This window comes from Streptomyces sp. P9(2023), from assembly GCF_032436795.1.
In the GTDB taxonomy this organism is placed as follows: Bacteria; Actinomycetota; Actinomycetes; order Streptomycetales; family Streptomycetaceae; genus Streptomyces.
This window is the reverse complement of the sequence record NZ_JAUPWM010000908.1, coordinates 1-230: the sequence shown is the minus strand read 5'-3', so window position 1 is coordinate 230 and position 230 is coordinate 1. Positions and strand designations below refer to the sequence as shown.

The 230-nt window shown below is 48.7% G+C and carries 1 protein-coding gene; it reads left to right on the top strand.

Going from position 1 to position 230, the window contains the following annotated elements; translation table 11 throughout:
- Window positions 1–44 precede the first annotated feature (44 nt).
- Window positions 45–230 (top strand): transposase family protein (locus tag Q5762_RS39865; protein WP_315897206.1); only part of this gene is annotated, 186 nt, incomplete at its 3' end.

The window sequence follows — 230 nt, the reverse complement described above, 5'->3', positions numbered from 1 at the left end:
GACGTGCGGGCTGTGATCTTATGCTCCTTTTTTAAGGTGTTGCCATGAATATTAATACCATCAAAGAGCACTTCAGCATCATCCGTGACGAACGGCAAAGCGCAAAAGTTGACTACCCTCTGTTTGATATTTTGTTTGGGTCTATCTGCGCCGTGATAGCCGGAGGTCAAGGCTGGACTGACGATGGCAAGACTTTGCGCGACTCCTACGATAGAGACGACAGGCAAAGC